Genomic DNA, 18,275 nt, shown 5'->3' with positions numbered 1-18,275 from the left:
ATTCGAGACATTTTCATGCCGAAATCGAGGATTACTGAACGGCGGGTCAGAAATCTCAGCTGGTAAAGCATTGACGCATCTTTTCACCCCGGACGACACCTATGGTAAACCAAATGCTAACCGGGTTCGGCGATGAATAGTCTTCCTGAGATGAAGAAGGAGGAAAAGATGTCCGTTCGCAACGCCGCAAGGCGCTTCACCAGCGTCCTGACGGCCGCCAGCCTCTCGCTTGCCTTGCTCATGCCCAGCGGGTCGGCTTTTGCCGATGCCGGCTTCCGCCAATGGGTCGCCAGCTTCCGTGCTACCGCCGTGGCGAGCGGCGTTTCCGGCTCCGTCTACGACCAGGCATTCAAGGGCATCAACGATGCTGACCCGGTGGTGCTGGAAAAGGCCCGTACTCAACCCGAATTCACCGCACCCGCTTGGGATTATTTCGACAACCGCGTCCATGACCAGTCGGTCGCCGTCGGCCAGCAGATGGCAAGGAAATGGAAGCCTTGGCTGGACAGGATCGAGGCAAGATACGGCGTCGACCGCTACATCCTGCTGGCCATCTGGTCTATGGAATCGAACTACGGCGAAACCCTCAAGCGCGATGATATCATGCGCAATGTGGTGCGCTCGCTGGCGACGCTTGGTTATGCCGACCCGAAGCGAGCGAAATTTGCCCGCACCCAGCTGATCGCGGCGCTGAAGATCCTGCAGACCGGCGACATCGACGAAAGCCATCTCAGCGGCTCATGGGCCGGCGCGATGGGCCATACCCAGTTCATCCCCACCAGCTACCAGTCCTATGCGGTCGATATGGACGGCAACGGCAAGCGCGACATCTGGAATTCGATTCCCGACGCACTGGCGACAGCCGCCAATTTGCTGAGGAAGAACGGCTGGCAAGCAGGCAAGACCTGGGGTTATGAGGTCAGCCTTCCGGACGGCAAGAAGCTGCCCGGAGGCTCGAAGTCGCTGTCGCAATGGCAGGCGCTGGGGGTCAGCCGTGCCAACGGCAAGCCGTTCAAGAACGGTGCGGACAAGGCGACGTTGAAGCTGCCCGGCGGCCGCGGCGGGCCGGCTTTCCTGATGATCAAGAATTTCTCGGTCATCAAGCGTTACAACAATGCCGACAAATATGCGCTCGCCGTGGGCCTTCTTGCCGACGAAATTGCCGGCTATGGCGGGCTTGTGCAGGACTGGAAGCGACCGTTTACCAAGCTCTCCTTCGAGGAAAGGCAGGAGCTTCAGAAGCGACTTTCCGAGCACGGCTATTACGACGGCAAGTTCGACGGCAAGATCGGTGACGGATCGAAAACCGCCATCATGGCCTTCCAGGCAAAGGCCGGCTTGACCCAGGACGGGTATCCGAGCAAGGAAGTGCTCAAATGGCTCAGGCAGAACTAGAGCCGGTTGCGGGATGGAGAGGGTGATTGGTTTCGGCTGCGCGCATCCGGTTAATCGTTCGTCGCGTGCCGATCCTGGTTCTGGCGATCGCCGTTCTGGCAGTGGGCGCAGCCAGTGCCTTTCATACCTCGGCCATGGCGCAGGAGCCGGAAAGTCGTGGCTGGTCGCTGCGCGACCTGTTGTTTCCGCGCAGAAGCGAGCGGTTTGAGCAGCCGCCGCCCGAATTCCAGAGAGAATTCCAGAGAACAAAGCCCAGGCCCAAGCTGAGAAAGCCCCGGTCAGTTCGCCGGCCGCCGCCGGCCGGCCCGACAACCCCGGTGGCCGAGAAGGCGCCGGATGCACGCGTCGTTCTGGTGGTCGGCGATTTCATGGCGTCTGGGCTGGCTGAGGGGCTCGACGCCGCCTTTGCCGAGAACACCGGCGTCAGGATCGTCGTCCGTGCCAACGGATCGTCCGGCTTCGTGCGTGACGATGTCTACAACTGGCCAGACCAGGTCAAGTCGCTGATCGCCGCCGAAAAACCGGCAGCCGTCGTCGTCATGCTCGGATCCAACGACCGGCAGCAGATGCGCGTCGGCGATGTGCGCGAGCAGCCGCGATCCGAAAACTGGACCAAGGAATACGAGCGCCGGACCGAAGCGTTCGGCAAGGCCATCGCAGCAACCAAGGTGCCGTATCTGTGGGTTGGCATGCCGGCCTTCCGGGTCTCGAAAATGACCTCCGACATGCTGGCCTTCAACGACATCTTCCGCTCGTCCACCGAAAGCCACGGCGGCGAATTCGTCGACGTCTGGGACGGGTTCGTCGACGAGAACGGCGCCTTCATCACCAGCGGACCGGACATCAACGGCCAATCGGTGCGCCTGCGCTCCGACGACGGCATCAACATGTCGAAGGCCGGCAAGCGCAAGCTCGCCTTCTATACCGAAAAGCCGCTGATGAAGATCCTTGGGCTGGCCGCGCCGGGAAGCGTGGTCCCGGCTTCTGCCCCGGCCGGCGCTCCCGTCGAGGCGCCGTCACCTGCTGCCGCACCGATAGCTGTCGATCGCACCGTGCCGATGCTGCTCAGCGATCCGGCGCTGGACGGCGGCTCGGAACTTCTCGGCGCCGCCCCGCCGGCAAAAGCTGACAAGAATTTGCCGGGCGAAAGGCTGATCGTCGAGGGCAAGGCGCCCGACGCCTCACCGGGCCGCGCCGATGACTTCTCCTGGCCGCCCAAGACACAACCTGCGACGGCGGCCGCATCCGATACGACGACGGCGATCCGCCAGTAAACAGAACCTCTTCGGAACGGGCTCAGCGCGGCAGCACGCTCGATCCCATCAGCGCCTCGTCCATGGCGCGCGCCGCCTGGCGACCCTCGCGGATCGCCCAGACGACCAGCGACTGGCCGCGCCGCACGTCGCCCGCCGCATAGAGCCTTTCGACGCTGGTCCTGTAGTCCCGGTCATTGGCCTCGACATTCTTCGAACGGCGGCTGTCGGTGACGATCTTCATCTGCCCGTCGAGTTCCGAGACCGGCCCGCGAGCGGCTGGCCCGGCAAAGCCGATGGCGATGAACGCGAGATCGGCGCGGATGACGAATTCGGTGCCGGCGATTGGCTTGCGCTTTTCGTCGACCTCGCAGCATTTGACCCCGGTCAGCTGGCCGTCCTCGCCGATGAATTCAAGCGTCGCCACCTGGAATTCGCGCTCGGCGCCTTCGGCCTGCGACGATGACGTGCGCATCTTGGTCGCCCAGTAGGGCCAGACCGACAGCTTGTCTTCCCTTTCCGGCGGCTGCGGCCGGATGTCGAGCTGGGTGACGCGCACCGCGCCCTGGCGGAAGGCGGTGCCGACGCAGTCTGAGGCAGTGTCGCCGCCGCCGACGACGACGACATGCTGGCCGCCGGCGACGATCGGGCGCGACGGCCATGCGACCGACTGGATCGGCTCGCCGCCGATACGCTTGTTCTGCTGCACCAGATAGGGCATGGCGTCGTGCACGCCGTCGAGATCGTCGCCCGGGATGTTGGCCGGGCGCGGCGTTTCGGAACCGCCGCAATAGAGCACGGCATCATATTCGGCGAGCAGTTCGGCGACCGGCTTGTCGACGCCGACATTGACGCCGCAATGGAAGCTGACACCTTCGCCCTGCATCTGCTCGATGCGCCGGTCGATATAATGCTTCTCGATCTTGAAATCGGGGATGCCGTAGCGCATCAGCCCGCCCGGCCGGCTCTCGCGCTCATAGACGTGAACGTCATGGCCTGCGCGGCCGAGTTGCTGGGCAGCCGCCATGCCTGCCGGCCCCGAGCCGATGATCGCGACGCGCTTGCCGGTCTTCCGTTCCGGCGGATAGGGCCGGATATGGCCGGTTTCATAGGCTTTGTCGGCAATCGCCTGCTCGATCGTCTTGATGGCGACCGGAATATCCTCGAGGTTCAGCGTACAGGCTTCCTCGCAAGGTGCGGGGCAGATGCGGCCGGTAAATTCCGGAAAATTGTTGGTCGAATGCAGGTTGCGGATCGCGTTTTCCCAGTCGCCATTGTAGACGAGGTCGTTCCAGTCCGGGATCTGGTTGTGGATCGGGCAGCCGGTCGGTCCATGGCAATACGGAATGCCGCAATCCATGCACCGAGCGGCCTGTTTCTCGACCTCCTTGTCCGACATCGGCAGCGTGAACTCGCGGAAATGCCGGATGCGGTCGGAAGCCGGCTGGTACTTGTGCACCTGCCGGTCGATCTCGAGAAACCCTGTTACCTTGCCCATAGTCCAGTCCCTACTGTCCGGAAGGCACGCCTGGCGACGCACCCGTTAACCTCATAAGGCAGCTGTGGCAACCTTCAGTCCGAGGTCAGGATTCTTGATGAAGATGGTTGCCGGGACGCACGGCCTCCCGGCAATTTCCAAATCTATTCCGCCGCCACGTTCATGCGCATCCGCTCCATCTCGATCAGCGCGCGGCGGTATTCGACCGGCATGATCTTCCGGAATTTCGGCCGGAAAGTCGCCCAGTCGTCGAGGATTTCGCGACCTCGTACCGAGCCGGTGTAGTGGACGTGGTTGGAGATCAGCTGATAGAGCCGCTCCTCGTCATGGCTGGTCATATCGCCGGATACGTCGACACGGCCCTTATGGTCGAGATCGCCGCCATGGTGGAGCAGCTTTTCCATCAGGTCGTCCTCTTCCGGAACCGGCTCCAGCTCGACCATCGCCATGTTGCAGCGTTCGGCGAAATCACCCGCCTCGTCGAGCACATAGGCGACGCCGCCCGACATGCCGGCGGCGAAGTTGCGGCCGGTCTGGCCGATGACGACGACGATACCGCCGGTCATGTATTCGCAACCATGGTCGCCGACGCCTTCAACGACGGCGGCGACACCCGAATTGCGCACGGCAAAACGCTCGCCGGCAACGCCGCAGAAATAGGCCTCGCCCTCGGTTGCGCCGTAGAGCACGGTATTGCCGACAATAATGGACTCGGCAGCAACGATTTTCGTGTTCTCCGGCGGGCGGATGACAATGCGGCCACCCGACAGGCCCTTGCCGACATAGTCGTTGGCAGCGCCCACCAGTTCGAACGAGACACCGCGCGCCAGGAAGGCGGCAAAGGACTGGCCGGCCGTGCCGGTGAGCTTGACCGAGATCGTGTCCTCGCGCAGTCCCTTGTGCTTGAAGCGCTTTGCCACCTCGCCCGACAGCATGGCGCCGGTCGAACGGTCGACGTTGCGGATCGGCAGTTCGATACTGACCGGCTGCCTGGCTTCGAGCGCCGGCTTTGCGAGTTCGATCAGCTTGCGGTCGAGCACGTCGTCGATCGGATGCTTCTGCCGCTCGGTCCAGTGCACCGCCTCGTGCGGCGCATCGGGCTTGTAGAACATCTTGCTGAAGTCGAGCCCGCGTGCCTTCCAGTGCTGGATCAGCTCGCGCTTTTCCAGAAGGTCGGTGTCGCCGATGATCTGGTCGAGATGGGCGTAGCCCATCTCGGCAAGCAGCGCCCGCACCTCTTCCGCCACATAGAAGAAGAAGTTGATGACGTGCTCGGGCGTGCCCTTGAAGCGCTTGCGCAGCACCGGGTCCTGTGTCGCGACGCCGACGGGGCAGGTGTTGAGATGGCACTTGCGCATCATGATGCAGCCGGCCGCGATCAGCGGCGCGGTCGAGAAGCCGAACTCGTCGGCACCGAGCAGTGCGCCGATGATGACGTCACGCCCGGTGCGCAGGCCGCCATCGACCTGCAGCGCGACGCGCGACCTGAGGCCGTTGAGCACCAGCGTCTGGTGCGTCTCGGCAAGGCCCATCTCCCACGGGCTGCCGGCATGCTTGAGCGAGGTCAGCGGCGAAGCGCCGGTGCCGCCGTCATAGCCTGATATGGTGATGTGGTCGGCACGCGCCTTGGCGACGCCGGCCGCAACCGTGCCGACGCCGACTTCCGAGACCAGCTTGACCGATACGTCGGCCGCCGGATTGACGTTCTTCAGGTCGTAGATGAGCTGCGCCAGATCCTCGATCGAATAGATGTCGTGATGCGGCGGCGGCGAGATCAGGCCGACGCCCGGCGTCGAATGCCTGACCTTTGCTATGGTCGCGTCGACCTTGTGGCCCGGCAACTGGCCGCCCTCGCCCGGCTTTGCCCCTTGCGCGACCTTGATCTGCATCATGTCGGAATTGACCAGATATTCGGCCGTGACGCCAAAGCGTCCCGAGGCGACCTGCTTGATCGCCGAGCGTTCGGGGTTCTTGCCGCCGCCCGGCAGTGGCAGATAGCGATCGGCCTCTTCGCCGCCCTCGCCGGTGTTCGACTTGCCGCCGATGGCGTTCATGGCGCGCGCCAGCGTCGTGTGCGCTTCCCTGGAGATCGAGCCGAAGGACATCGCCCCGGTCGAGAAGCGCTTGACGATATCGGCCGCCGGCATCACCTCGTCGAGCTTGACCTTCTTACGCCCGGTCTCTTGCGCAAGCTTGATCTTGAACAGGCCGCGAATGGTCTGCGCCTGCGCCGTCTCGCTGTCGATCTGGGCGGAATAGTCCTTGAACGTCTCCCACGAGCCTTGGCGCACGGCGTGCTGCAAGGTCGCCACTGCGTCGGGCGACCAGATGTGGGCCTCGCCGCGCATGCGGAACATGTATTCGCCGCCGACCTCGAGGCTGTTGCGCAGCACCGGGTCGTTGCCGAAGCCGTCGGTGTGGCGGCTGACCGTTTCGGCGGCGATCTCGTCCAGCCCGACGCCTTCGATCAGCGTCGCCGTGCCGGTGAAGTACTTCTGCACGAAGTCCGACTTGAGCCCGATGGCGTCGAATATCTGCGCGCCGCAATAGGACTGGTAGGTCGAGATGCCCATCTTGGACATCACCTTCAGGATGCCCTTGCCGATCGACTTGATGTAACGGGAGACGACTTCGTAGGCGTCGACCTCCGCCGGCAATTCGCCACGCTTGTGCATATCGAGCAGCGTGTCGAAAGCGAGATAGGGATTGATCGCCTCGGCGCCGTAGCCGGCGAGACAGCAGAAATGATGCACCTCGCGCGGCTCGCCGGATTCCACGACGAGCCCAACCGACGTGCGCAATCCCTTGCGGATCAAATGATGGTGCACGGCCGCAGTCGCCAGCAGTGCCGGAATGGCGATGCGGTCCGGGCCGAGCTGACGGTCCGACAGGATGATGATGTTGTAGCCGCCGGCGACCGCCGCCTCGGCGCGCTCGCATAGCCGGTCGATGGCGCCCTGCATGCCGGCCGCGCCTTCATTCGAACCGTAAGTGATGTCGATCGTCTTGGTGTCGAAACGGTCTTCGGTGTGGCCGACGGAGCGCAGCTTCTCCAGATCGCCATTGGTCAGGATCGGTTGGCGCACTTCGAGCCGCTTGCGGCGCGAATTGCCGACAAGATCGAAGATGTTGGGCCGCGGCCCGATGAAGGACACCAGGCTCATCACCAGCTCCTCGCGGATCGGGTCGATCGGCGGATTGGTGACCTGTGCGAAATTCTGCTTGAAATAGGTGTAGAGCAGCTTTGATCTGTCCGACATTGCCGAAATCGGCGTGTCGGTACCCATCGAGCCGACCGCTTCCTGGCCGGTGGTCGCCATCGGCGACATCAACAGCTTGGTGTCCTCCTGGGTGTAGCCAAACGCCTGCTGGCGGTCGAGCAGTGAGACATCCCTGCGCAGGGCGCGCGGCTCGACCGGGTTCAGATCCTCGAGGATGAGCTGTGTGTTGGCGAGCCAGCTCTTGTAGGGGTGCCTGGTCGCGATCTCCGACTTGATCTCCTCGTCGGAAACGATGCGGCCCTTGTCCAGGTCGATCAGCAGCATGCGGCCGGGCTGCAGCCGCCACTTCTTGACGATCCTTTCCTCCGGCACCGGCAGCACGCCGGCTTCCGAGGCCATGATGACGCGGTCGTCATCGGTGACGATGTAGCGTGCCGGCCGCAGCCCGTTGCGGTCGAGCGTGGCACCGATCTGGCGGCCGTCGGTGAAGGCAACCGCCGCCGGCCCGTCCCACGGCTCCATCAGGGCTGCGTGATACTCGTAGAAGGCCTTGCGGTCCTGACCCATCAGCTTGTTGCCGGCCCAGGCTTCCGGGATCAGCATCATCATGGCGTGGGCGAGCGAATAGCCGCCCTGCGTCAGGAATTCGAGCGCATTGTCGAAGCAGGCGGTGTCGGACTGCCCTTCATAGGAGATCGGCCACAGCTTCGAGATGTCGTTGCCGAACAGTTCGGAATCGACCGAGGCCTGCCGCGCCGCCATCCAGTTGACGTTGCCGCGCAGCGTATTGATCTCGCCATTGTGGGCGACCATGCGGTAGGGATGCGCCAGCTTCCACGACGGGAACGTGTTCGTCGAGAAGCGCTGGTGGACCAGGATCAGCGCCGTCTCGAAACGCGGGTCGGTGAGGTCCTTGTAGTAGGCGCCGACCTGATAGGCCAGGAACATGCCCTTGTAGACGATGGTCCGCGACGACATCGAGACGACATAGAAGCCGTTGTCGACGCCTTTGGTCTCTTCGTGGATACGGCCGGAAATGACCTTGCGCAGGATGTAGAGCCGCCGCTCGTAATCGTCGTCGTTCTCGATCTCGGCGCCGCGGCCCAGGAACACCTGCCGGTGCACCGGCTCGGAAGCGGCGATGTCGGGCGCCTTGGACAGCGATGAATTATCGACAGGCACGTCGCGAAAGCCGAGCAGCGGCTGGCCCTCGAGTTGCGCCACCTCGGCGATGATGCCTTCGATATGCGCCTGCAGCTCCGGGTCGCGCGGCATGAACACGTGGCCGACGGCATAGTGGCCGGGCTTCGGCAGTTCGACCCCTTGCTTGGCCATCTCCTCGCGGAAGAAGCGGTCCGGCAGCTGCACCAGCACGCCGGCGCCGTCGCCCATCAGCGGATCGGCGCCGACGGCGCCGCGATGCGTCAGGTTTTCGAGCACGGCAAGGCCGTCCTCGACGATCTGGTGCGACTTCACGCCCTTCATGTTGACGATGAAGCCGACGCCGCAGGCATCATGCTCGTTGCGCGGATCATAGAGGCCGTGCGCGGCATAGCCGGTGCTGGTTCGCCCAATATTGGTCAGGGACGGATTTTTGACGGCTGCCGCTTTCGTCTGCGCGGCCTTCGTCGCAGATGGCGTCATGTCCGTCATCGTCCTGTCCTCCGTTCCGTCCCCTTCGGGCGCTGGTTTCCGTCGGGAAGCGCGTGGCTCCCCTTTCAATCTTGCGGCACGTCTTGCGAAATTCTTGCCGACCGTGCGGCTTTCCGCATCGTTCGCATATGGTATTCGTACAGGCCGGAGCCAGGCTGTCTAGCTGTCGCTCGCGGCAATGCCGCAGAGGCGCAATCATATGCCAATGCGGCCAGTTTTGTGCGACAAAATAAGACAGCACTACTGTCCTAAATTTTTATGACAGAAATTTTGGATGCACACAAGACCGATTCACAAAATTCTTGAGGCTTTCGCGACAGAAAATTGCGCGGAACGCCGTGTCAGCGTAGCCTTCAGTCGCTGCATCTACGCTCATGCGTTTCGCTGGCTTTAGCGGATTTTCGGCATCTGCCACTTGCGGCCGGCATGCGAAAGCGGCCAAGCTCGCATCGATTTCCCCAGCATAGGCAGACGCATGATTTTCGCTTCCGACAATTGGGCAGGCGCCCATCCCCGTATCGCTGCCGGCCTGTCGGGCCATGCCGACGGCTTCTCCACCGCCTATGGCGACGGTGCCCTCGACAAGGCCGTTTACCAGCGCTTCAATGAAATCTTCGAATGCGAGGTCGCGGTGTTTTTCGTCGCCACCGGCACCGCTGCCAATTCGCTGTCGCTGACTACCTATAACAAGCCAGGCGGCATTTCCTTCTGCCATCGCGAATCGCACGTCATCGAGGACGAATGCGGTGCGCCGGAATATTTCACCGGCGGTTCGCGGCTTTATACAGTCGAAGGCGCACTCGGCAGGATCGATGCCGGCAATCTGGAACGGGCGGTGGACCGTTTCGCACCCGAAAACGTCCATTCCGGGCGGCCGGTTGCCGTTTCGATCACCCAGTCGACCGAAGTCGGCACCGTCTACACGCTGAACGAAATCGCCAGGATTTCGGCGATCGCAAAGCAGCATGGACTGCCGCTGCACATGGATGGGGCCCGCTTTGCCAATGCGCTCGTCGCGCTGGAAACGACGCCGGCCGAAATGACCTGGAAGCACGGTGTCGACATCCTCTCCTTTGGCGGCACCAAGAATGGCTGTTGGTGCGCCGAGGCGATCGTGCTGTTCGACCTCGAGCGAGCCAAGGAATTGGCCTTTTTGCGCAAGCGCGCGGCCCAGCTGTTCTCGAAATCGCGCTTCATCGCCGCGCAATTCGATGCTTATTTCAGGGGTGGGCTATGGCTCGACACAGCACGGCACGCCAATGCGATGGCGGCACGGCTTGCCGCGGCGATAGAAGATTCCCCTTCGGCCCGGCTGGCCTGGCTGCCGCAGGCGAACGAGGTCTTCGCAGTCATGAAAAAGGCCGAGGCCGAAAGAATGCAAGCGGCAGGGGCGGCCTTCCACGACTGGCACAGGCCGCTCGGCTACGACAGCTACATTGGCGAAGACGAAGCGCTCTATCGCTTTGTCACCAGCTTCGCGACCACGCCCGACGAGGTCGACCGTTTCGGCTACCTGCTCGCCGGATAGCAAGCCTTGCCCACCAGCAAAAAGAGCGGCGCATTGCTGCACCGCCCTTTCTTCCCGGGGAGTTGGCGTCCCGGAGTTTAGCTGCCTGGCTTAGGCGACAGTCTTGGCCTCGATCTGCTTGGCCTTGGCCGGAGCCGAGGTGATCGCGATCTTGCGCGGCTTCAGCTCTTCGGGGATGTTGCGCTTGAGGTCGACGAAGAGCAGGCCGTTCTTCAGCGCGGCGCCGACAACCTCGACGTGATCGGCAAGCTGGAAGCGGCGCTCGAAGGCTCGGCTGGCGATACCGCGATAGAGCAGTTCGGAGCCTTCGCCATTGCCTTCCTCCTTGCGCTCACCCTTGACGGTCAGCACATTGCGGTGAGCTTCGATCGAAATCTCATCTTCCGAGAAGCCGGCCACAGCCATCGAGATGCGATAGGCATCCTCGCCCGTGCGCTCGATGTTGTAAGGCGGATACGTCTGGCCTTCCGGCTGCGCAAGTGAATCGAGCATGGTGAACAGCCGGTCAAAACCGACGGTCGAACGGTAGAGCGGGGAAAAATCAACGTGACGCATGGTGTGTTCTCCTGTTGAGCAACAAGGTTGCGTATGGCCGGTGCGAAACCCGTGACGGCGTTCCGGATGGCCAGCGGCCCCGACATTGGCGACCGCATGACAAATTTGGGAAGCCGGCGACGGCATTTCAAGATTTCCCGCGTCCGAACGGGACCGGTTCCGGCCCACGTCCCGATGCCGATGAACGGCAGATGAACCGTGGCTTCGGCGAGCGTTCAGCCAGGCGGCACTAAAACTGTTCTCGAGATCACGAACAGGTCGCCGGAAAAGGCGACACGACGAGGCCGAACCGGGTGTAACGTCCCTTCCTCCCGGTCGACAGAGGCCGGAAGCACGCCAAGGCTGCTTCCGGCCTTACTTGTTCGCTGCCTGGGTCGACCTCCCCGGCGTCCCGAATTCCTTTGCTTTTGGCGCATGGGCGTTTATGCCTGACTTGCGCCCACGCCGGCACCGACACCAACCAAACACCGTATGACCGATCTTCTCCACCAGCCCCCTCTCTTCCACGAAACTCCGGGCAATCCGCTGCCGGAAAACACGGCCGGCGGCTTCTTCACCACGCGCGACGGCAAGAAGATCCGCTATGGGCTGTTTGCCGCGGTTGCCCGCCCGATGAAGGGCACCGTCGTTGTCCTGACCGGCCGCAACGAGTGCATCGAGAAGTATTTCGAGACCATTCGCAACCTTACCGACCGGGGCTTTGGCGTGGCAACCCTCGACTGGCGCGGCCAGGGCGCTTCCGACCGGCTGATCGGCGACCGACAGCGCGGCTTCGTCCGGAGCTTCTTCGACTACACCGGCGATCTGGAGCAGTTCTTCGAGGAGATCGTGCTGCCCGATTGCCGAGGACCCTACTACATACTGGCCCACTCGGCCGGCGCGGTGATTGCGCTGCTCGCCGCGCCCTCGATGGCGAACCGCGTGCGCCGCATGGTGCTGATCGCACCGTTCTTCACCGTGCCGGACCTGCCGGTTTCGGTAAAAACCGTCCGCCGCATCTGTTCGCTGTTCTGCCTTCTCGGCCTTGGCCGACTCTATGCCGCATGGGGGCCGCGGCCCAAGGAATCGGTGCCCTTCGCCATAAACAAGCTGACCAGCGACCCGGAACGCTATCGGCGCAATACGCTGATCTACGAAACCTATCCGCAGCTGGCGCTCGGCGGACCGACGATCCGCTGGCTGAAGGCGGCGACGGAGGCGTCCTTGATCGTCAGCGACCCGGATTTCATGGCCAAGATCCACGTGCCCTTGCTGATGATCGCCGCCGGCGCCGACCAGGTCGTCTCGACCAGGGCAGTCGAGGCCTATGCGAGACGTCTGCGCGTCGGCTCGCTAGTGATGATCGACGGCGCCCGCCATGAGATCCTGCAGGAAGCCGATCTCTATCGCGAGCAGTTGCTAGCCGCATTCGATGCCTTCATCCCCGGAACCGGTGACGTCTGAGCCACATACCTTGTCCGGCTTCAGCTCGTGCGGGCGAAATCCATGATCCAGTTGGTCTCCCATGCCTTGCCGCCGTCCGGCGAAAAGGCCTGCTCCCAGCGCGCCGACCCGTCCGTGATCCGCGACCACAGGAAGCGGACCTGGATCGGCTGGCCGTCGAAGACGTCTTCGCACAGGAACGTGCCGACGCCCGCCACGAAAGTGCCGCGCATCGGAACATCGATGGTCGACGGATTGCGGCCGTCGATCCACCAGATCGACCATTGCCTCGCCGCAGGGTCGAAGGTCCGCAAGGTGGCGGCGCGATAGGGCCCGCCGGGCAATTCAATCCAATTGTCGTCGACATTGCCGAGGCCGCCAAGGATCGGCCGCACCTCGCACGTGCCGCCAAACACATCCCAGTTGCCGTCGCCCTGCAGCCGCTTCTGCAATCTTCGATGGCCGACGGTCCAGCGCCCGAAAAAGAAATCGAAATCGCTCCGCCCGTCCGCCGGAGCATCGGAATGGCTGGCTGCTGGCTGCGTCGGCATCTATGGTCCTCCCCGGCTGACAGCGTTCCATAGCGCATGCCAACTGACATCATCCTGTCAGGAGGTATGGCAACGATCTTGCCTGGGCAGCAATGGCCAATCTCAGCCGCGCAGCGCCGCCATTGCTGCCGCGTGCAGCTCCGGTGTCGCCGCCGCCAGGATGTCGCCGCCCTTTTCCGCCGGTCCGCCTTCGAAAGTGGTGATGACGCCGCCCGCCTTCTCGATGATCGGGATCAGCGCGACGATGTCGTAGGGCTTCAATCCGGGATCGGCGACGATATCGACGCTGCCCGCCGCCACCATGGCGAAGGCATAGCAGTCGGTGCCGTAGCGGGCGAGTTGGACCTGTTGCTCGAACAGGTCGTAGCGCAGGCGCGCGTCTCCCTTGAACAGCGCCGGCGTGGTGGTGAACAGCGTCGCCTCGGCGAGATTCGTCGTCTTGCGCGTCGCGAGTTTTCGCGGGCCACCGGGACCTTCATAATGCGAGCCCGAGGCATTGGCGTAGAACAGCTCGCCGGTGAAGGGCTGCGACATCATGCCGGCGACGGCATCGCCGTCGACCGTCAGCCCGACCAGCGTGCCCCATACCGGCAGGCCGGAAATAAAGGCGCGCGTGCCGTCGATCGGATCGATCACCCAGACATGCCGGCTGGAGATGTTTTCGCCGCCATGTTCCTCGCCGAGAATGCCGTGATCGGGGTACTGCGCTGATATCAGCGCCCGGATGGCGCGCTCGGCCTCGCGGTCGGCCTCGGTGACCGGGTCGAAGCTGCCGCGCTCCTTGTTGGTGACCGCGCCCTGGTTGCGGAAGCGCGGCAAGGTCTCGGCTGCGGCGGCACGCGCAATGCGCCGCATGAACTCGATGCTGATGTCCAACTGATTCTCCCGCTCCAGCATGTTTGGAGATGCCCGTTTGCCTACGGATTTATGCCGAAACAAAGGCGTTCGGAGCCTCTCGCATGGTGCCAACTGTTGCTCGAATGCAACGCCGCCGTCATGGAAATGCAGTTTCCACTTCACAGTGAATTAAAAAAGCCGGAACGCGCCTTGACATTTGTGCAGCGCACAATACGTTTGTTCTCGGACAGGGGTTCCTGTCCATGCCCTCCTTGGGCGTTTCCTCCCTAGACTTCGACCGTGTCGTGCAAACGATGCGGTCTTTTTTTACGCTGCCGCATGAGCGGCGAGTACCGCGATTCCGCGGCTATTCCGCGGCCAGCGGCAGATCCATGAAATTGTGATCGGGCATCGCCATCAGTTCGGCCGAAAACCGCGCCAGATCGTCGGCCAGGGCGTCGAAACCAGCCGATCTCTGGAACGTCCGCTCATTCATGTAGAGCCCGCGATTGACCTCGATCTGCAGCGCATGCAGATGGCGCACGGGGCGGCCATAGTGCTCGGTAATGAAGCCTCCGGCATAGGGCTTGTTGTGGGCGACGCTGTAGCCCATGCCGGTGAGCAGGCCGATCGCCGTCTCGGTCAACGCCGCCGCGGCGGAAATGCCAAAGCGGTCGCCGACGATGAAGTCCGGCCGCAAGCCGCTGTCGCCGACCCTTATGCTTGCCGGCATCGAGTGGCAGTCAATCAGCACGGCGTAGCCGAAGCGCGCATGGGTTCTGGTCAAAAGCCGTTTCAGCGTCTCGTGATAGGGCTTGTAGACCGCTTCGATGCGCGCCACGGCTTCCGCCAGCGGCAAGCGGCCGGAATAGATGTCGAGCCCCTCGCCGACCAGCTTGGGCACGGTGCCGAGCCCGCCGGCCACCCGCGCCGAGCGGATGTTGCAGAATGACGGCACCGGTTCGGCGAACATGCGCGGGTCGAGTTCCCACGGCTCCCGGTTGACGTCGAGATAGGCGCGCGGGAAGTTTGCCGCCAGCATCGGCGCCCCGAGCGCGACGGCGCCGCCGAACAATTCCTCGACATAGCAGTCCTCTGAGCGGCGGATGGCGTTGCGGTCCAGCTTGGCCATAGCCATGAACCGGTCCGGATAGTAGCGGCCGCTATGCGGCGAGTTGAAGAGGAAGGGAACGCGCTGTTCGGCGCCCGATCGGATTTCGAAGGGTGGAACGACCGAAAAATCCTCGGCTGCCGTTTTCAATTTGAACGAACCCGGAAATACCAATGCATCATGATAGGAAAGTGCCACCTCGCCGCCCGCATGTCCAGCCGCCGAAGCGCAAGCCAAAACAGGATTGTGCGGCCAACGTTCACTTGATGTTTACCGTCGCCTCCTCATATACAGCATGGTTAACGGGCTTGCCGCACGGCATTGTCGGTTGGGTGATTCGGACGGGACAAGATGGCACGCATTCTGCTGGCGGAAGACGACGACGACATGCGCCGGTTCCTCGTCAAGGCGCTGGAGCGCGCCGGTTATCAGGTCAGCGATTTCGACAATGGCGCCAGTGCCTATGAGCGGCTGCGCGAGGAACCTTTTTCGCTACTTTTGACCGACATCGTCATGCCCGAGATGGATGGCATCGAGCTCGCCCGTCGCGCCACGGAGATCGATCCCGACCTCAAGGTGATGTTCATCACCGGCTTCGCCGCCGTCGCGCTGAACCCTGATTCCAAGGCGCCGAAAGACGCCAAGGTGCTATCGAAGCCGTTCCACCTGCGCGACCTCGTCAACGAAGTCGAAAAGATGCTGCAGGCCGCCTGACGCGTTTTTTCTCGCGTCTTGACCGACCCGGCAAGCCAGCCATTCTTTCGCTTTTCCCGCTATTGACGTGCCGAACCAAAAATGGTGTATGCGCGGCTTCGGATGGGCGTGTAGCTCAGCGGGAGAGCACTGCATTGACATTGCAGGGGTCACAGGTTCAATCCCTGTCACGCCCACCATCCAGACAATCCCTCGATTGGCCGTCGGTATTTTTCGTCGACTGACGTTCCCGGCCTATACCGGCGTCAGGCCGCACCGAGGCGCAGATCGCCGGTCTCGATGTGCTCCAGAAACCAGGCATAGGTCTGTTCCAATCCGCTGCGCAGCGAGTAGCGCGGGCGCCAGCCGGTGGCGAACAGACGCGACACGTCCATCAGCTTGCGCGGCGTGCCGTCCGGCTTCGTCGCATCGAACGTTATCGCGGCATCGGCGCCAGCGACCGACACGATGGTGCGGGCAAGGTCGGCAATGGTGATGTCTTCTCCCGAGCCGACATTGATGTGGCTCTCGCCCGAATAATTCTTCAGCAACCAGACCAGCGCGTCGGCGGCGTCGTCGACATGCAGGAATTCACGCATCGGCGTGCCTGATCCCCACACCTCCAGGCTCTTGCGGCCGGCGCGCCTGGTCTCGTGCGCCTTGCGCATCAGAGCGGGCACGACATGGCTGGAATTGAGGTCGAAATTATCGCCCGGGCCGTAGAGATTGGTCGGCATCGCCGAGATGTAGTCGACGCCGTATTGGCGCCGATAGGCCTGGCATAGTTTCAGCCCGGCGATCTTGGCGATCGCATACCATTCGTTGGTGGGTTCGAGCGGCCCGGTCAGCAAGGCGTCCTCGGAGATCGGCTGCGCCGCGAATTTGGGATAGATGCAGGATGAACCGAGAAACAGCAGCTTCTGCACCTCGTTGCGGAAGGCGCTGTTGATGACATTGTTTTGCATGACGAGATTGTCCTGCAGAAAATCGACCGGAAGCCTGTTGTTGGCCAGGATACCGCCGACCTTGGCCGCCGCCATCACCACTGCATCCGGCTTGCGGTCGGCCATCCAGCGCCGCACGCCGGCCTGGTCGAGAAGATCGAGCTCGGCGCGCGAGGCGGTCAGGACTTCGCAATCCTCGTCGGCCAATCTGCGCAGGATGGCGGAGCCGACCATGCCGCGATGTCCGGCCACGAAAACGCGCTTGCCTTGAAGTTCGAAGGTCATCAGCTTACCCCATTGCAGAACGGCAGCTATGCCAGTTGGCCGGCGGAGCGCCGGATCGGCTTCTCTGTTGCCGGACGCATACCGCATACAGATTTGCCCAGACAAGGCAAATCGCAAAGCCACCCGAAGCAACCTTTGGATCGGACGCTGTAGCGCTCGCGATCAGACGCCCGCTACCGCACAGAGGCTTGTCATTCTGGCAATGGCAAGCTCGGGGTCGGCCAGCAACCCTGCCTGGTCGGCAAGGCGAAAGACATCGGAATAGTGACGGATGCCGCGCGCCGATTGCATGCCGCCGACCATCGAAAAATGCTCCTGGTGGCCGTTCAGCCATGCCATGAAGACGATGCCGGCCTTGTAATATTCGGTCGGCACCTCGAAGATTTTGCGCGACAGCGGCACTGTCGGCGCCATCAGCGCGTCATAGCCGGCGCGGTCGCCGTCGGCCAGCTTTGCCAGCGCTGCATTGGCGACCGGCGCGATGGCATCGAAAATGCCGAGCAGCGCGTGCGAATGTCTGTCGCCGTCGCCGGCGATCAGCTCGGGGTAATTGAAATCGTCGCCGGTGAACATCAGCACGCCCTCAGGCAGCCGGTCCCTGAGCGCAATCTCCTTGCCGGCATCGAGCAGCGATATCTTTATGCCTTCGACCTTGCCGGCATGGCGTTCGATGATCGCGACCACCGTCTCCAGCGCAGTTTCGAAATCGCTGCTGCCCCAGTAGCCTTTCAGCGCCGGGTCGAACATGTCGCCCAGCCAGTGCAGGATGACCTTGCCGGAGGCCTGGGACAGGATGCGGTCGTAGACGCCGATATAGTCGTCGGGGCCTTTGGCGACCGCCGCCAGCGCCCGGCTGGCCATCATGATCGCCTTGCCGCCAAGCCCTTCGATGAAGCCGAGCTGTTCTTCATAGGCCGCGATGACATCGTCTAGCCTGCTGGCGCCCCCCGCCAGATGGTCGGTGCCGGCGCCCGACGCAAGATCGGCGCCTTCGACGCTGCGCGCCTCGGCGATCGAGCGGCGGATCAATTCCTTGGCATTCGCCCAGTCGAAACCCATGCCGCGCTGAGAGGTGTCCATCGCTTCGGCGACACGGAAGCCAAGCCGCCAGAGGTGATGGCGAAACGCCATCGTCTTGTCCCAGTCGACCGCGGGCCTCGACCACGGATCGGTCATGGCGAGGGGATCGGCAACGACATGGGCGGCGGCGTAGGCGATGCGCGAGAAGCGAGCGCCGGCCACAGGCTGCACCGGCTGGCCGACAAGCCGGTAGCGGACACGGCCGGCGCCTTCCCCGGGCAAGGTGATGTCCATGGCTCTCTCCCTTAC

The 18,275-nt window shown here is 63.0% G+C and carries 13 protein-coding genes and 1 tRNA gene; 6 read left to right on the top strand and 8 right to left on the bottom strand.

Translation table 11 applies throughout. From position 1 onward, the window contains the following. The first annotated feature begins 168 nt into the window (after positions 1–168). Both NKI17_RS11100 and NKI17_RS11095 read left to right on the top strand, forming a co-directional pair. On the top strand, positions 169–1,395 hold the full coding sequence (locus NKI17_RS11100; RefSeq protein ID WP_023675386.1) for a lytic murein transglycosylase: 1,227 nt from the start codon (positions 169–171) through the stop codon (positions 1,393–1,395). Between the two features lie 26 nt (positions 1,396–1,421). Then, the gene (locus tag NKI17_RS11095; protein WP_352796642.1) at positions 1,422–2,669 is read left to right on the top strand and encodes an SGNH/GDSL hydrolase family protein; all 1,248 of its coding nucleotides are present in this window, start codon (positions 1,422–1,424) and stop codon (positions 2,667–2,669) included. 22 nt (positions 2,670–2,691) lie between these two features. On the opposite strand, the gene NKI17_RS11090 is transcribed toward NKI17_RS11095, so the two are convergent. Both NKI17_RS11090 and gltB read right to left on the bottom strand, forming a co-directional pair. Continuing rightward, positions 2,692–4,146 (bottom strand): glutamate synthase subunit beta, encoded by a 1,455-nt coding sequence (locus NKI17_RS11090; protein ID WP_352796639.1) that lies wholly within the window; start codon positions 4,144–4,146, stop codon positions 2,692–2,694. A 143-nt stretch (positions 4,147–4,289) separates the two neighbouring features. After that, positions 4,290–9,020: a glutamate synthase large subunit gene (gene gltB, locus NKI17_RS11085; RefSeq protein ID WP_352905926.1), complete on the bottom strand. Its 4,731-nt coding sequence runs from the start codon at positions 9,018–9,020 to the stop codon at positions 4,290–4,292. A 475-nt stretch (positions 9,021–9,495) separates the two neighbouring features. On the opposite strand from gltB, the gene NKI17_RS11080 reads away from it, so the two are divergent. Beyond that, positions 9,496–10,548, top strand: coding sequence for a threonine aldolase family protein (locus tag NKI17_RS11080; RefSeq protein ID WP_352576130.1), 1,053 nt, complete (start codon positions 9,496–9,498; stop codon positions 10,546–10,548). A 90-nt stretch (positions 10,549–10,638) separates the two neighbouring features. Here NKI17_RS11080 and NKI17_RS11075 read toward each other — a convergent pair whose 3' ends face one another. Beyond that, complete coding sequence (locus NKI17_RS11075; RefSeq protein ID WP_352905924.1) at positions 10,639–11,103, bottom strand: Hsp20 family protein; 465 nt, start codon at positions 11,101–11,103, stop codon at positions 10,639–10,641. Positions 11,104–11,574: 471 nt separating this feature from the next. On the opposite strand from NKI17_RS11075, the gene NKI17_RS11070 reads away from it, so the two are divergent. Then, positions 11,575–12,546 (top strand): alpha/beta fold hydrolase, encoded by a 972-nt coding sequence (locus NKI17_RS11070; RefSeq protein WP_352633671.1) that lies wholly within the window; start codon positions 11,575–11,577, stop codon positions 12,544–12,546. 20 nt (positions 12,547–12,566) lie between these two features. Here NKI17_RS11070 and NKI17_RS11065 read toward each other — a convergent pair whose 3' ends face one another. The 3 genes from NKI17_RS11065 to NKI17_RS11055 all read right to left on the bottom strand — a co-directional run bounded on the left by NKI17_RS11065 (position 12,567) and on the right by NKI17_RS11055 (position 15,222). After that, a complete protein-coding gene (locus NKI17_RS11065; protein WP_352588141.1) occupies positions 12,567–13,076 on the bottom strand; it encodes a DUF1579 domain-containing protein in 510 nt (169 codons plus the stop codon). A gap of 102 nt (positions 13,077–13,178) precedes the next feature. After that, positions 13,179–13,952, bottom strand: coding sequence for a histidinol-phosphatase (gene hisN, locus NKI17_RS11060; RefSeq protein ID WP_352568152.1), 774 nt, complete (start codon positions 13,950–13,952; stop codon positions 13,179–13,181). Positions 13,953–14,280: 328 nt separating this feature from the next. Next, positions 14,281–15,222, bottom strand: coding sequence for an N-formylglutamate amidohydrolase (locus NKI17_RS11055; RefSeq protein WP_352488728.1), 942 nt, complete (start codon positions 15,220–15,222; stop codon positions 14,281–14,283). Between the two features lie 153 nt (positions 15,223–15,375). Here NKI17_RS11055 and cpdR point away from each other — a divergent pair, with 153 nt between their 5' ends. Together cpdR and NKI17_RS11045 are read left to right on the top strand one after the other, a co-directional pair. Next, the gene (gene cpdR / locus NKI17_RS11050) at positions 15,376–15,738 is read left to right on the top strand and encodes a cell cycle two-component system response regulator CpdR (RefSeq protein WP_006199474.1); all 363 of its coding nucleotides are present in this window, start codon (positions 15,376–15,378) and stop codon (positions 15,736–15,738) included. Positions 15,739–15,842: 104 nt separating this feature from the next. Continuing rightward, positions 15,843–15,917 (top strand) — tRNA-Val (locus NKI17_RS11045). Positions 15,918–15,983: 66 nt separating this feature from the next. On the opposite strand, the gene fcl is transcribed toward NKI17_RS11045, so the two are convergent. Then, entirely contained in the window at positions 15,984–16,946 is a 963-nt protein-coding gene (fcl, locus tag NKI17_RS11040; RefSeq protein ID WP_352905922.1) for a GDP-L-fucose synthase, read from the bottom strand. A 162-nt stretch (positions 16,947–17,108) separates the two neighbouring features. After that, positions 17,109–18,260, bottom strand: a complete 1,152-nt coding sequence (locus NKI17_RS11035; RefSeq protein WP_352905920.1) for a dihydrodipicolinate synthase family protein — start codon at positions 18,258–18,260, stop codon at positions 17,109–17,111. Positions 18,261–18,275: the final 15 nt, after the last annotated feature.

The organism is Mesorhizobium sp. M0816, assembly GCF_040320005.1.
Taxonomy (GTDB): domain Bacteria; phylum Pseudomonadota; class Alphaproteobacteria; order Rhizobiales; family Rhizobiaceae; genus Mesorhizobium.
Note: the sequence above shows the minus strand (reverse complement) of the source record. Positions and strands in the feature narration are given on the sequence as shown.